The sequence below is a fragment of the Actinoplanes sp. NPDC049118 genome, assembly GCF_040648555.1.
Classification (GTDB): Bacteria; Actinomycetota; Actinomycetes; order Mycobacteriales; family Micromonosporaceae; genus Actinoplanes.
Map to the genome: position 1 here is coordinate 220,142 of NZ_JBEZDY010000003.1, position 14,426 is coordinate 234,567.

Annotated in this window: 10 protein-coding genes and 1 riboswitch; of the genes, 4 read left to right on the forward strand and 6 right to left on the reverse strand. The window is 71.5% G+C overall.

Annotated features, from left to right (window positions below; all coding sequences use genetic code 11):
• Positions 1 to 66 precede the first annotated feature (66 nt).
• The gene (locus AB0B58_RS05785) at positions 67 to 453 is read left to right on the forward strand and encodes a DUF3040 domain-containing protein (protein WP_360218121.1); all 387 of its coding nucleotides are present in this window, start codon (positions 67 to 69) and stop codon (positions 451 to 453) included.
• A 386-nt stretch (positions 454 to 839) separates the two neighbouring features.
• Here the strand turns inward: AB0B58_RS05785 and AB0B58_RS05790 are convergent, their stop codons facing one another.
• The 3 genes from AB0B58_RS05790 to AB0B58_RS05800 are packed head-to-tail and all read right to left on the reverse strand — an operon-like array spanning position 840 to position 5,659.
• Positions 840 to 3,305 carry a DUF3488 and transglutaminase-like domain-containing protein gene (locus tag AB0B58_RS05790; RefSeq protein WP_360218124.1) on the reverse strand — a complete coding sequence of 822 codons (2,466 nt, stop codon included), beginning with the start codon at positions 3,303 to 3,305 and terminating at the stop codon, positions 840 to 842.
• A 13-nt stretch (positions 3,306 to 3,318) separates the two neighbouring features.
• Positions 3,319 to 4,608 (reverse strand): DUF58 domain-containing protein, encoded by a 1,290-nt coding sequence (locus AB0B58_RS05795; protein ID WP_360218127.1) that lies wholly within the window; start codon positions 4,606 to 4,608, stop codon positions 3,319 to 3,321.
• Between the two features lies 1 nt (position 4,609).
• Complete coding sequence (locus AB0B58_RS05800; protein WP_360218130.1) at positions 4,610 to 5,659, reverse strand: MoxR family ATPase; 1,050 nt, start codon at positions 5,657 to 5,659, stop codon at positions 4,610 to 4,612.
• A gap of 408 nt (positions 5,660 to 6,067) precedes the next feature.
• Here AB0B58_RS05800 and leuS point away from each other — a divergent pair, with 408 nt between their 5' ends.
• On the forward strand, positions 6,068 to 8,881 hold the full coding sequence (gene leuS / locus AB0B58_RS05805; protein ID WP_360218133.1) for a leucine--tRNA ligase: 2,814 nt from the start codon (positions 6,068 to 6,070) through the stop codon (positions 8,879 to 8,881).
• A gap of 94 nt (positions 8,882 to 8,975) precedes the next feature.
• Here leuS and AB0B58_RS05810 read toward each other — a convergent pair whose 3' ends face one another.
• The 3 genes from AB0B58_RS05810 to AB0B58_RS05820 all read right to left on the reverse strand — a co-directional run bounded on the left by AB0B58_RS05810 (position 8,976) and on the right by AB0B58_RS05820 (position 12,000).
• The gene (locus tag AB0B58_RS05810; protein WP_360218136.1) at positions 8,976 to 9,734 is read right to left on the reverse strand and encodes a VTT domain-containing protein; all 759 of its coding nucleotides are present in this window, start codon (positions 9,732 to 9,734) and stop codon (positions 8,976 to 8,978) included.
• 67 nt (positions 9,735 to 9,801) lie between these two features.
• Complete coding sequence (locus tag AB0B58_RS05815; protein ID WP_360218139.1) at positions 9,802 to 10,515, reverse strand: glutamine amidotransferase; 714 nt, start codon at positions 10,513 to 10,515, stop codon at positions 9,802 to 9,804.
• Between the two features lie 264 nt (positions 10,516 to 10,779).
• Positions 10,780 to 12,000 (reverse strand): MurT ligase domain-containing protein, encoded by a 1,221-nt coding sequence (locus tag AB0B58_RS05820; RefSeq protein WP_360218717.1) that lies wholly within the window; start codon positions 11,998 to 12,000, stop codon positions 10,780 to 10,782.
• Positions 12,001 to 12,451: 451 nt separating this feature from the next.
• Positions 12,452 to 12,639: riboswitch (cyclic di-AMP (ydaO/yuaA leader) on the forward strand.
• Positions 12,640 to 12,678: 39 nt separating this feature from the next.
• Here AB0B58_RS05820 and AB0B58_RS05825 point away from each other — a divergent pair.
• Both AB0B58_RS05825 and mraZ read left to right on the forward strand, forming a co-directional pair.
• Positions 12,679 to 13,452 (forward strand): NlpC/P60 family protein, encoded by a 774-nt coding sequence (locus tag AB0B58_RS05825; protein WP_360218142.1) that lies wholly within the window; start codon positions 12,679 to 12,681, stop codon positions 13,450 to 13,452.
• A gap of 453 nt (positions 13,453 to 13,905) precedes the next feature.
• Complete coding sequence (gene mraZ, locus AB0B58_RS05830; protein ID WP_360218145.1) at positions 13,906 to 14,337, forward strand: division/cell wall cluster transcriptional repressor MraZ; 432 nt, start codon at positions 13,906 to 13,908, stop codon at positions 14,335 to 14,337.
• Positions 14,338 to 14,426: the final 89 nt, after the last annotated feature.

The following is a 14,426-nucleotide window of genomic DNA, read 5'->3' on the forward strand; positions in this document are numbered from 1 at the left end:
GTCTCGCAACATCGGCCCGCCTGCACCACCGCCGGGGGGCCGGACATGCGCCCGGGGAGGAATGCCGTGCCGCTCTCGGAGCACGAGCAGCGGCTGTTCGACCAGATCGAGCAGTCGCTTGCCGAGGACCCCAAATTCGCCTCCGCAGTGCGGGCCAGCGACCCGCGATTCCACGCCCGGCGCCGACTGGTCATCGCCGCGTTCGTGATCGTCGCTGGGCTCGCGTTGGTTGTCTACGGCACGGTGAGCAGCAATACGCCGCTCGGCGTGGCCGGATTCGTGGTCATGCTGGCCTCCGCAGCGTTCGCGATGCAGAGCCGCCGGAGGGGGCAGGCGCCTGACCTGCACGCCGTCGGTGGCACCGCGACGCGCCGCACCCGGCAGACCCGGAAAGCGGGCTTCATCGACCGCCTGGAGGACCGCTGGCGCCAGCGTCCTGAGGGCCACCGCTAGCCTGGCAACCAGAGGCGACGAAATGGCGGCCAACCGGCCGCCATCGCCGTATCCGCACGGCTCGTCACCAGGATGAGCCGACGAATACCCGAGCGGCGTTCCGACCAGGGATGCCGCTCATTGCTATGCGCGCGGCGGCCTCATGGTTATGCGCGCCGGGGGATCAATTCCCGGCGCGGCCCCGAGACGAATCTCGCCCGGCCTGGCTGCGTGCCCGGTCTGGCTGCGTGCCCGGTCTGGCTGCGTGCCCGGGCCGCGGCTGGGCGGAGGGTGGCACGCCGGGCTGAGCCTGCGCGGGGTTGAACCTGTCGTGGGAGGGGCCTGGATGTGCGAACGCCGCCCGGCGGGTTTGTCGGCCGGGCGGCGTTCGGCGAGTTGCGCGGAGGTCAGCGGGCGCGGCCCGCCAGCAACCGTCGGGGGCTGAAGCGGACCAGCAGGTCCCGCCCGCGGCTGAAGAGGCTCACCCCGCGGGCCGACATGTCGCCGAGCCCCATCCGCCAGCGCAGCATCACCGACGGCGGTAGCAGCAGCGCCACCATTCGCGTTCGCCTCGTCGCCGTCTTGGCGAGACCCTTGCGGACCTGGCCCAGCGCCGCCGTCAGTTCCCCGCCCTGCAGCGGCTGTCGCGCATAGCGGGCTCGCTCCTCGGCCCGCCCGAGCAGCACCGCCGATTCGGCCGGGGAGTCGCTCAGGTCGGCCTCGCGGACCAGGCGCTGCGCGGTGTGCCGGGGGGTTTCCGTCGGGTCGACGGGTACGCGGTAGTCGATCATGGTGTCGACCAGTTCGTCCCAGGCGGCGTGGGCGTCCTCGCGGGCCTGGACCGTTTCCGTGGTCACCACGACCTCGCGGCCGCCCGGCGGGGCCGGGCCCGCCGCCACCGTCGTCGTCCTCGGGACCGTCGCGGAGTGGCGGCGCCTGCGGACGATGATGCGGCGCAGGGCCGGCACCGCCAGCAGGACCAGCAGCAGCGCGACGAGCGCCATCGTCAGCACGGTCGCCGCCGAGATGCCCGCCTGGGTGCCGGCGCCCGGGGCGTCCAGGGCGCCGTCGTTCACGTCCCGGTCGGGGCGGTTCGCCGTGCCCGGCGCCGCCGACGGGTCCGCGCCCGGTGCCGCCGTGGCCGTCGAGGACGCCGACGGGGTGGCCACCGCGTCGGTGTCGTTGGCCCAGGCCGAGCGGGCCGAGCCGACCACGGCCGCCGCCGGTGTGGCGTCGAACGGGACCCAGCCGAAGCCTTCCAGGTAGACCTCGGTCCACGCGTGCGCGTTGCGGTTCGTCAGCACGTACGCGTCGCCGTCGCGAGTGCTGCCGCGGGTGAAGCCGAAGGCCACCCGGGCCGGGATGCCCGCCTCCCGGACCATCCAGGCCATCGCCGCCGCGTACTGCTGGCAGTAGCCGGCCTTGCCCTCGAGGAACGCCGAGATCGCGGACTTGCCGGCCTGCGGGTCCGCGGTCTGCAGGCTGTACGTGAAGCCGTTGTCCCGGGAGAAGTAGCGGTAGATCGCCGAGACCTTGTCGTACTCGGTGCGCTGGTTCTTGATCAGCCCGGCCACCAGCGCCTCGACCTTGGGGTCGGCCGGTACGGCGGTGAACTGGGTGCGCAGCGGGTTGTCGCGGGGCAGCGCCTCGGCCGTGCGCAGCTGGGCCGGGGTGTACTTGGCGCGGACGTAGTCGAACGAGTACTTCCGGCCCTTGGTGGTCGTGCGGTTGGAGAAGACCACCTGGGTGTTCGGGTCGTACAGCCAGGCGCCGTCGAGGCCGTCCGTGTCGACGACGGTCGAGTAGACCGGCGCCAGGGTCTGGCCGAAGTCGTTGGTGATCTCCACCTCCGCCCGGTACTGGGTGTACTCGACGCCCGCGGTGGCGCTGCTCTGCCGCGGGTCGTCCAGGCCGCGCGACAGCGGCCGACCGGTCGGCGTCCGGTTGGTGACGGCCTCGGCCGTGATCACGTCGGCCACGCCGAAGCGCAGGTAGAACGGGTCGGGTTCGTTCGTGGTGACCCGGACGTAGTTGGTGATCTGTGCCTGGTTGAGCTGGCCGCTCAGCGACGCGAAGAGGTTGATCCGCCCGCTGCCGCCCGTGCCGCTGCCGCCGACGCCGCCGCCGGTGCCCACCTGGGTGAGGCTGTTCAGCAGGCCGGTGTTGATGCCCGGCACGACCAGCGGCAGCAGCACGGCCGCCGCCATCCCGATCACGGCGAGCCGGCGGCCCGCCGCCGCCAGCGGCGACGGCTCCCACACGTCGACGTCGCGGCCGTCCCCGGTGAACCGGCGGCCGAAGCGGCGTACCCGGTCGACGTTGTCGGCGACCAGCAGCCAGAGGAAGCCGGTCGCGCCGATGACGAAGGTGAGCATCGGAACGCTGTCGAGGTACACGGCGACCGGGACCGAGTAGATCGCCAGCATCGGCAGGCCGGCGAGGGCCGGCTTGCGGGCGACCACGGCGAGCAGGTCGACCGCGATGGCGACCGTGCCGATGCCGAGCACCGCGATGAAGAGCAGGCCGCTGCGGTCCGGCACCGGGACGCCGTAGGAGCGGGTGTCGTTGCCGGCCTCGGTGAAGAGCTCGCCGAAGTGGTTGAACGTCGCCGGCGACGGGATCAGCGACAGCAGCTCGTCGCCGCTGGGGAACATCCAGGTCAGCGTCAGCAGCAGGACCGCGACCATGGCGATCGCCTGCGCCCAGGTCGGGAAGCGCAGCGTACGGGTGAGCACCGCCGCGCCGGCGACGAGGCCGACCGCGAGGATGCACTGCAGCAGCCACGTCCAGGTATCGAAGATCGCCGACAGGGGCGCGGCCGCCAGCAGGGTCGCGGCCGCCGCCACGAGTCCCAGTCGTCGTCGCCCGGTCACCGCTGAACTCCCGTCATCGTCCCACCGTCTCCGCCATCGCCGCCCGGTAGGCGAATCCCTGCGAGCCGCGGCCGGCGTTCGGCCAGAGCGCGGCGAGGGAGTCGCCGTGCGCGACCGGCACCGAGCGCCAGCCGCTGCGCAGCAGCGCCAGGGCCGAGGCGCCGTGCGCCCGGTCGGCCTCGGTGCGGTCGCCGGGGAGCATGTTCACCCAGGTGGAGCTGTCGATCGCGAACCCGATGCAGGTCGCGCCGTTGCCGCGCAGCCCGGTCAGCACCTCTGCCTCGGCGACGCTGAGCGTGCCGAACAGGCCGATGACCAGGCCGCCGTCGGAGCGCCGCCGCACCTGTTCGACGAGCACCGAGATGTCGCCGGCGGAGCTGAGCTTCACGTCGGCGAGCGTGTCCAGGATCGCGCCCTCACCGCCGATCTCCGTGGCGTCCACGTCGACGCCGGTGCCGGTGACCAGCCGCAGCTTGTAGCCGGCGTGGCGCAGGTGCACCGCGATGCTCGCGGCCGCCGACACCGCCCACTCGAAGCTCGCGGTCGGGCCCTCGCCGCGGTGCGCGGCGAGCCGGGTGTCGAGCACGACGGTGGCGCGGCTCTCCCACGGCTGCTCCTCGCGGCGGACCATCAGCTCGCCCGTACGCGCGGTGGAGCGCCAGTGCACCCGCCGCAGGTCGTCGCCGCGCCGGTATTCGCGGGTGGCCGCGTCGTCCTCGCCGTGCACGGCGACCGAGCGGGCACGGCTGTCGCCGGTGCCCGCGTACTCCCCGGCGAGGCGCACGGCCGGCAGGGGGACGACCTGCGGGATGACCGTGAGCCGGTCGACGCTGGGGAACGAGCGGGTCAGTTCGCACAGCCCGAACGGGTCGGTCAGCCGGATCACCAGCGGGCCGACCGGATAGCGGCCGCGCACGTCGGCGCGGACGGTGTACGCCACCGAGCTGGCCTGGTGCGCGCCGAGCCGCTCGAGCACCACCCGGGGCCGGCTGCCCAGCGCGTACGGGAGCCGGTCCTCGAGCAGCAGCGTGCCGGTGGGCAGCCGGGACATGTTCTGCAGGCGCAGGATCACCCGCGCGCTGGAGCCGACCGGCGCGCGGCCGGGCTCCAGCGAGCGGGTGCAGGCCAGCTTGTATCGGCTGCGGCCGACGTACGCCGCGGCCAGCAACGGCAGCGCCGCCAGCAGGAACGCGACGCGCAGCAGGTCCCGCTCGCCGAGGACGATGGCGGAGACGCCGGCGGCCGCGGCCGCGGCCAGGAACGAGCGGCCGCGGGTGGTCATTCCCCGCATAGCCTCCCGCATGTCACCGCCCCCGTGACTCGTACTGCCCGGCCACGCCGCCGCCGGCGCGGGTGTCGTACGGCGAGCGGCCGCGGTCGTGCGGCAGCGGGAGCCGGTGCACGATCTCGGCCACGATGGCGTCGGTCGTGCGCCTGTTCAGCTGGGCGTCGGCCGTGGGGATGATGCGGTGCGCCAGCACCGGCACCGCGAGGGTCTGCAGGTCGTCGGGGAGGACGTAGTCGCGGCCCTCGAGGGCCGCCACGGCCTTGGCGGTGCGGATGAGCTGCAGCGTGGAGCGGGGCGAGGCGCCGAGGCGGATCTCCGGTGCCTCCCGGGTGGCCGTGACGAGCGCGATCGCGTACTGCTGGACTGCCTCGGCCGCGTGCACGTCGCGGGCGGTCGCGATGAGCCGGCGCACGAGCGCGGCGTCGGCGACGGCCCGCAGGTCGTTGAGCGGGTCGTGCGCGCCGTGGCCGTTGAGCATCGCCATCTCCGCCCGGGGGTCCGGGTAGCCCATCGCGATGCGTGCGGTGAAGCGGTCGCGCTGCGCCTCGGGGAGGGGGTAGGTGCCCTCCATCTCGATCGGGTTCTGGGTCGCGATGACCATGAACGGCGCCTGCAGCTCGTAGGTGGTGCCGTCGACCGTGACCTGCCGCTCCTCCATGCACTCCAGGAGGGCCGACTGGGTCTTGGGCGAGGCCCGGTTGATCTCGTCGCCGACCACCAGGTTGGCGAACACCGCGCCCGGCTTGAACTCGAAGTCGCGCGTCTCCTGGTTGTAGACGCTGACCCCGGTCACATCGCTGGGCAGCAGGTCGGGGGTGAACTGGATGCGCCGAACCGAGCAGTCGATCGAGCGGGCGAGGGCCTTGGCGAGTTTGGTCTTGCCGACGCCGGGCACATCCTCGATCAGCAGGTGGCCCTCGGCGAGCAGTACCGCCAGGGCCAGCCGGATCGTGGCGCTCTTGCCCTCGATGACCTGCTCGATGTTCGCCACGATGGCGCCGCTGGCGGCGAGGAACTCATCGCTCGGCAGGGGACCGCCGGGCTGGTCCCAGGTTGGCGTTGTCACGGGCCTCCTCCATGTCGTTCAAGCTCCTCTCCGCGCGTCTTTCGCGGAAAGGAGCCGAAGGTTCGCGGGCGGCCGGCGGTCCGTGGGCCTCCGGCGCTCGCCGCCCGTTCACCACAGATTAGCCCGGTCGATGCAACCTGCCGAGTGGGGCGCTAGCGCCCATCACGACACGTGGTCAACCAGACACGCATATCGGATCCATTACGAATCGTCCTGGGCGATACCGGTCGCCGTCGCCGTATCGCGCCCGGTATCATGCATGGATGGCTCGGTCATTCCTGCTTCTTAGCCGGCCGTGCTGATCTCCTAGCAGAGAACAGCGCGGCGCCCCCTCCTGCGAGAGGGGCTTTTTTGTGCCCTGAAGCAGGTGACCCTGTCCACTGACCTCGAAAGAACGAGATGGTGACGATGAGCGAGTCCGAGACCAACGCGGACGTCCCGCCGTACCGCTACACGGCGGCGATGGCCGCGGAGATCGAGCCACGCTGGCAGGCATACTGGGCCGACAACGGCACATTCTTCGCGCCGAACCCGACCGGCGAGCTGGCCGACGCCGCACACCCGCGCGCCGGCGCGCCGAAGCTGCACGTGCAGGACATGTTCCCGTACCCGTCCGGCGCGGGCCTGCACGTCGGGCACCCGCTGGGATACATCGGCACGGACTCCTACACCCGCTACAAGCGGATGGCGGGCTACAACGTCCTGCACCCGATGGGCTTCGACGCGTTCGGGCTGCCCGCCGAGCAGTACGCGGTGCAGACCGGCACCCACCCGCGCACCACGACCGAGGCGAACGTCGAGCGCTACCGCGGCCAGCTGCGCCGGCTGGGGCTGGCCTACGACGACCGCCGCTCCTTCTCCACCACGGACCCGGAGTACTACCGGTGGACCCAGTGGATCTTCCTGCAGGTGTTCAACTCGTGGTTCGACCCGTCGCTGCGCAAGGCGCGCCCGATCGCCACGCTGATCGACCAGTTCGTCTCGGGCGCGCGCAAGGCCGACGACCGGCCGTGGGCGGAGCTGTCGGCCGCCGAGCAGCGCGCGGTGATCAACGAACACCGGCTGGCGTACGTCAGTGAGGCACCGGTCAACTGGTGCCCGGGGCTGGGCACGGTGCTGGCCAACGAGGAGGTCACCCCCGAGGGCCGCAGCGAGCGGGGCAACTTCCCGGTCTTCCAGCGCAGCCTGAAGCAGTGGAAGATGCGGATCACCGCGTACGGCGACCGCCTGGTCGAGGACCTGGACGGCCTGGACTGGCCGGAGCCGGTCAAGCTGATGCAGCGCAACTGGATCGGCCGCTCGCGCGGCGCGCACGTCGACTTCCCGATCGACGGCTTCAAGATCTCGGTCTTCACCACCCGGCCCGACACCCTGTTCGGCGCGACCTACATGGTGCTGGCGCCGGAGCACTCCCTGGTCGACTCGCTGGTGCCGGCCGCCTGGCCCGAGGGCACCAAGGACGCCTGGACCGGCGGGCACGCCACGCCCGAGGCGGCCGTCGCCGCGTACCGGGCCGCGGCGGCCGCGAAGACGGAGCAGGAGCGCACCGCCGACGCCAAGGTCAAGACGGGCGTCTTCACCGGCGCGTACGCGACCAACCCGGTCAACGGCGCGCGCATCCCGGTCTTCATCGCCGACTACGTGCTGGCCGGCTACGGCACCGGCGCGATCATGGCGGTGCCCGGCCAGGACGAGCGGGACTGGGCGTTCGCCGAGGTCTTCGACCTGCCGATCATCCGAACGGTGCAGGCGCCGGCCGACTTCGAGGGCGCGTACACCGGCGACGGGCCGGCGGTGAACAGCGACTTCCTGAACGGCATGGGCGTCGTCGACGCGAAGGCGTCGATGATCTCCTGGCTGGAGGAGAAGGGCCACGGCCGCGGCGCGACGACCTTCCGGCTGCGGGACTGGCTGTTCAGCCGGCAGCGCTACTGGGGCGAGCCGTTCCCGATCGTCTACGACGAGACCGGCCTGCCGATCGCGCTGCCCGACTCGATGCTGCCCGTCGAGCTGCCGGACGTCGACGACTTCTCGCCGCGCACCTTCGACCCGCAGGACGCGGCGAGCGAGCCGGAGACGCCGCTGTCGCGCAAGAAGGACTGGGTCAACGTCGAGCTGGACCTGGGCGACGGACCGAAGCAGTACGTCCGCGAGACCAACACGATGCCGCAGTGGGCCGGCTCCTGCTGGTACGAGCTGCGCTACCTGGACCCGCACAACGACAAGGCCCTGGTCGATCCGGAGAACGAGGCGTACTGGATGGGACCGCAGCGGGCCGGCGACCCGGGCGGCGTCGACCTGTACGTCGGCGGCGTCGAGCACGCCGTGCTGCACCTGCTGTACGCCCGCTTCTGGCACAAGGTGCTGTTCGACCTGGGCCACGTCTCGTCGTACGAGCCGTTCCGCAAGCTGTTCAACCAGGGCTACATCCAGGCGTACGCGTTCCGCGACGCGCGCGGCGTCATCGTGGCCGCCGAGGAGGTCGTCGAGCGCGACGGCAGGTGGTTCCACGGCGATCAGGAGGTGTCCCGCGAGTACGGCAAGATGGGCAAGTCGCTGAAGAACGTCGTCACCCCGGACGAGATGAGCGAGCAGTACGGCGCCGACACGTTCCGGGTGTACGAGATGGCGATGGGCCCGCTGGACGTCTCGCGCCCGTGGGAGACCCGCGCGGTCGTCGGCTCGCAGCGTTTCCTGCAGCGGGTCTGGCGCCTGGTCGTGGACGAGACGACCGGCGCCGTCCGGGTCACCGAGGACCCGCTGGACGTCAAGACCCGGCGCGCCCTGCACCGGACCATCGACGGCGTCCGCGGCGACATGGACGAGCTGCGCTTCAACACGGCGATCGCGAAGCTGATCGAGCTGACCAACACGCTGACGCCGCTGCCGGCGGCGTCGCGGGAGGCGATCGAGCCGCTGGTGCTGATGATGTCGCCGTTCGCGCCGCACCTGGCCGAGGAGCTGTGGCGCAAGCTGGGGCACGACGGCACCCTGGCCTACGTGGACTTCCCGGTGGCGGATCCCGCCCTGCTGGTCGCGGAGTCGATCACCTACCCGGTGCAGGTGAACGGCAAGGTCCGCGGCCGGGTCGAGGTCGCGCCCGACACGACCGAGGATTCCGTACGCGCGGCGGCGCTGGCCGAGGTCGCCGAGGCACTGGCCGGCCGGGAGCCGCGGAAGGTGATCGTGGTACCGGGCCGGCTGGTCAGCGTCGTGGTCTGACCGCAGTCGTCTCCGGGCGGCCCGTCGCGATCCGTTCGCGGCGGGCCGTTCCGCGTCAGCCGGGTGTGCAGACCGGCCCGGGCGTCAGGTGGGGTCAGGCGGCGGGTGCGGCCACGGCCGCCGCCGCGGCGGCGTCGCGGCGGGCGGCCAGGCGCCAGCGCAGCACGATCGCGGTGGTCAGGCCCATGCCGATCGCGGCCGGGGCGAGCGTGAGCGGGTTCATCGAGCCCGGCGAGGTCACGGCCGCGCCGATCACCGCGTACGAGACCGCGGACGGCACCGCCGCCAGGGTGGTGCCGAGCAGGTAGCGCACGCGGCAGACGGACGTCGTGCCGTACGCGTAGCCGATCAGGCCGTAGGGCGCGAGCGGCAGGAAGCGGACCAGCAGGACCGCGGCGAGGCCGCGGCGGTTAAGCCAGCCGTCGAGGCGCTCGAGCTTGCCGCCGGCCCGGGCGCCGAGCGCGCCCCGGCCGGCCCAGCGGCCCGCGTAGTAGGTGGCCGCGGCGGCGATGACGGCCGCGGCAAGCGCGGTCGCCGCGCCGATCGCCGGGCCGAGCAGCGCGCCGCAGGCGAGGGTGATCGCCGTGCGGGGGACGAGCACCGAGAGCAGCAGGCCGCCGACCACGGCGATCGCCACGGCGGCCGCGGGGCCGAGGGCGACGACCGAGTCGGCGATGGCGTGCAGGGGCAGGACCGCGGCGGCGACGCCGAGCGAGGCCACCACCGTCCCGAGTACGCCGAAGCGGACCAGTCGCCGCCGCCAGCCGATGGGGGTGTCCGGGTGCTGCGTGCTGACCTGAGGGTCCGTGGCGGGGGTTTCGATGCCCCGCGGGGCGATCAGGGTGTCAGTCATGCAGGCGTACCGCCCCAACTTCTCGTCGGTCCAGGACAGGTCGTGCTGGTCAGGCGTCAGTCACGGGTCATACGGCGCCCGCTGCGGCGAGCCGCTCGCCTCGAAGCCGGTCGGCCCAGGTGTCGTCGAGCGGTTGAAGACTATCGGCGCCGATCGCCCAACGCAGTAGCAGATCGGCTATAGCTGGGTTGCGAGCGAGTGCGGGCCCGTGCGCGTAGGTGCCGAGGATCTTCCCGTGCCAGGCGCCCTCGGTCTGGCCGTCGTTGCCGACGCCGGCCGTCACCCGTGCGAGCGGTGCGACCCCGGGGCCCAGCCGGGTCCGGCCGCCGTGGTTCTCGAAGCCGGTCAGCGGGGGGAGCCCGAGCCGCGGATCGATGTCGCCGCGAACCTCACCGACCGCGCGGGTCTCGCCGCGGTCGGAGGTGAGGTCGAGCAGGTCCAGTCCGGCGCATTTGGCGCCCTTCGCGTAGAACGAGCCACCGAAGAGCTGGTAGCCCGCGCAGACGGCCAGCACGGCCGCGCCCTGGTGCACTGCCCGGTGCAGGCCGCCGTCGGTTATCAGCCGCTGCGCCGCGAGCGCCTGCGGCCCGTCCTCGCCGCCGCCGATCAGGTAGATGTCGGCGGTGGTGGGCAGCGCCTGGTCGGAGCGGACCTCGTAGGTCTCCACCGGGATGCCGCGCAGGGCGGCCCGGCGGCGCAGGATCAGCATGTTGCCCCGGTCGCCGTACGTCGACAGCAGGTCGGGGTAGATCCACACGATCCGCAGCGTGCTCTCACTCATGCCTTCACCTCCGCTGGCGCTCCGGCGACGACATGAGTTTGGTACTGAGTTGATGATTCGCTCGCAAGCTCGCTCATGCCGTCACCTCCGCTAGCGCTCCGGCGACGACATGAGTTTGGTACTGAGTTGATGATTCGCTCGCAAGCTCGCTCATGCCGTCACCTCCGCTGGCGCTCCGGCGACGACATGAGTTTGGTACTGAGTTGATGATTCGCTCGCAAGCTCGCTCATGTGTTCTTCCTCGGTTCTCCGCCGCGGGCAGGCTCAGTTGACACGGTCCAACTCCGCTCGGATGTCCTGGAACGCGGTGTAGTTCGCGATCACCTCGAGTCGGCCCGGCGGGCTCGCCCGCACCGCCTCGTCGAAGGTATGAACGTGCCGGAAGGCCACATCGTTCACTTCCAGGCGTACGGCGAGGTCGTAGGCACGGTCGCCGGTGATCAGGACCTGCCGCCCGCGGAGCGGGGAGAAGTCGACGTCGTAGAGCCACGACGTGTCGAAGCCGTCGGGGTCGCGGGCGTTGATGGAGAGCAGTGTCGGCGCCACCTCGGCCATGTCGAAGGCCTCCAGCCAGCTGGCCGGGTTCTTCGCCAGCAGCAGCCGGATGTTGCGCCCGTCGCGCTCCACCTGTGCGTAGCGGCCGGCCACGGAGGCCACGCCGGCGAGCCGTGGCGCGGCCTCTATCGGCCGGACGCCGAACTCGGCGGCGACGGCCAGCGCGGTGGCCGCGTTGCCGAGGTTGACCTGTCCCGGCAGCTGCAGCTTGACCAGGTGCCAGTCGCCCTTGGGGTCGACGACGCCGTCGTCCTCCACGGTCCACTGGGCCCGCGGGCGGCGCAGCGGGCAGCCGCTGCACCACCAGTCGCCGTCGGCGCGCTCGATGGGCGAGCCGCACTCGGGACAGACGAAGGAGTCGTCGTGCCACCGCTGCCCGGCGCTGAACCACACGACGTGCTGCGTGTCGATCGCCGCCCAGACGACCATCGGGTCGTCGGCGTTGGCGACCACGTGCACGTCGGGGTGGGCCGCAAGGGCCGTGCGCCACATCTGCGCCATCATCGCCACCTCCTTCGCCCGGTCGAGCTGGTCGCGGGACAGGTTGAGCAAGGCGACCACACGCGGGGTGGTCTCGTCGATCACCCGGGCGAGGTAGTGCTCGTCGACCTCGAGCACCGCGAACGGGGTGGCGCCGGCCTTGGCCAGGGCCGAGGTGTGCCCGGTCGGCATGTTGGCACCGAAGGAGTTGGTGGCGACCGGGCCGAGCACGCCGAGCGTGGCCGCGGCGAACCGGGTCGTGGTTGTCTTGCCGTTGGTGCCCGACACCAGCGCGATCGCGCGGCCGGCGGCCAGGTTCCTGAGCAGGTCAGGATCGATCTTGAGACCGATCCAGCCGCCGATCACCGAGCCGTCACCGCGTCCCGCGGCCCGCGAGAGCGCCGCAGCGGTTCGCGACACGGAGGTCGCGACCTTGGCCCGTAGGGGCATTTTCCCGTCCGTCACGGCGACGAGGGTACCGGAAACGGACACTACGTCGAGTGGCCCCGGGGCCCGCGGCCTGCGGTGGGCCGGGATCGGCCGAACGGATGATCTCCGCTCCGCCGCTCGGTGCGACGTTTGGGCCGGTGGGGGCGTTTAGACCGGCATTCTCCCGATCTTGGCCCGGTCCAAGATCCACCCGCCCGCGGCTTTTTGTGTGTTGTGTTTCACCCGTTACTTTCGGCGCAGCGTAAGTGGTCAACTACGCCACGTATCGGCATTTGTCACAGCGGGGTTACAAACCGGACAGGGTCAGGTGTGCCAAATACTCTGGGTGACCATTCGGGGCCCCACGGTCCCCGCGGAAATCGGGTAGCAAGGTTGGGCCGGTGAGCGTCCGCTCGCCGCTCGTATCGCATCGGACCACGCCGAGCCCTGCCCCGGTCCGGGCGGCACGACCACTGAGGTAGCAACAACCACACAGGCATACGGGGGCAGGGACGGGGGACCCAGATTCGGTCCGCCGGTGGTCACGTCGCTTCGGCGGCGCGTACCGCCGGGACCTTGGGGTGAAGTCGCCAGCGGCGACCGGGCATCCTTCCCGCCCGAACCCGACAGCTAACCTCGCAGGCGTGCCGGAGGGATATCTCTACCGTGCACGAACGCAGTTCGAGCCGGAACCGCCGCATGGCCGGAACCGGCACCATCGCACTGTCCCTGGGTCTCTGCCTCTGTGCCGGCCAGCTGGTCGCCACCCCGGCAGCGTCCGCCGCGGCTCCCGTCGTCGAGGCGGCCGCCGCATCGGCGATCAAGCCGAAGATCACCAACTCCGCGACCCGCTCCATCGCGTGGGGCAAGGCGGTCAGGGTGACCGCCAAGGTGATCGACCCCAAGACCGGCAAGGTCGTCACCAAGGGCTCGGTACGCCTGCAGGCCAAGCGCGACGGCAAGTGGCGCACCTGGGTGACCCGGAAGCTGTCCGCCAAGGGGACGGTGACCCTGGCCGCCGAGCCGCACATCACCGGCTACTTCCGGACGCAGTACACCGGAGCCACCGGCTACAGCTCGGTGACCAGTCCAGGCATCAAGGTCACCGTGCGCAGCAGCGGCGCGAAGGTCCTCGCCGAGGCCAGGAAGCACAAGGGCGCGCTGTACAAGTTCGCCGCGGCGGGCCCCAAGCGCTTTGACTGCTCGGGCTACACCCAGTACGTCTTCCGCAAGACGACGGGCAAGAAGCTCCCGCACAAGGCGAACTCGCAGCAGAAGCACGGCAAGAAGATCAGCAAGAGCAAGAAGCGGATCGGCGACCTCATCGTGGTCCGGTCGGGCTCGTACGGCACGCACGCCGGCATCTACGCGGGCAACGGCTACATGTGGGACTCGCCGCACTCGGGCGCCCGGGTGGGCAAGCACAAGATCTGGAGCAACAACTACGTCGTCCGGCGCCTCGCCGCCGCCTGACGGAGTCATCCGTAGCGGTGCGGCACCAGTAAGTACGGTGCGGCACTAGTAAGAGCAGTACGACAGTTCAGTGGGGCGCGACCCGGTTCGGGTCGCGCCCCACTGTCGTATGCGCTCCACTTTCTCCTCCACTTTGCTCCCCGCCCGGGTGCCGGGGGGCGGCGTCCCGCTCCCGAACGCCCGATTTCGGGGGACTTTCGTGCCCGGGTGGGCGGCATGTCGGAAAGTGGACCATGGCGCGGACCGTGAACCCCTCCACTTCGGCTCCACCGGCTCTGACGTGCGCATTCATCCGCGAATCTGACTCGCAGGCCGCGTCATTCTGGTTGCGGGTGGAGGGAAGTGGAGTAGAGTGGAGCGCAGTGGCAGGGCCTGAGGAGCTGACTCCGAAGGGGTTGCCGGCCCAGACGACAGGCGGTCCGCGAAACCGCCCGGGGCAGGGGGGTTGGGCCGATGTTTCTCGGCACGCACACCCCGCGCCTCGACGACAAGGGACGGCTGATCCTTCCGGCGAAGTTCCGCGACGAGCTGGCGGGAGGTGTCGTGATCACCAAGGGGCAGGAGCGTTGCCTTTACGTCTTCCCGATGCCTGAGTTCCAGCGCATCGCGGGCCAGTTGCGCGAGGCGCCGGTCACCAACAAGGCGGCGCGGGCCTACAGCCGGGTGTTCTTCGCCAGCGCGCACGACGAGATCCCCGACAAACAGGGCCGGGTCACCATCCCGGCCCACCTGCGGGGGTATGCGGCGCTCGACCGCGAGCTGGTCGTGATCGGCGCGAGCACCCGGGTGGAGATCTGGGACAAGCAGTCCTGGGAGCAGTACCTCTCGGCGAGCGAGGACGAGTTCGCCGACATCGAGGAGGGGGTGCTGCCCGGCGGACTGTGAGGCGTGGCACCTGTGGGCCGCCGACACGGTCCGGACGTCGCCGCCGCCGTACTGCGAGATCTCCAGCCGCTCCCGCTCCTGGCGCCTCT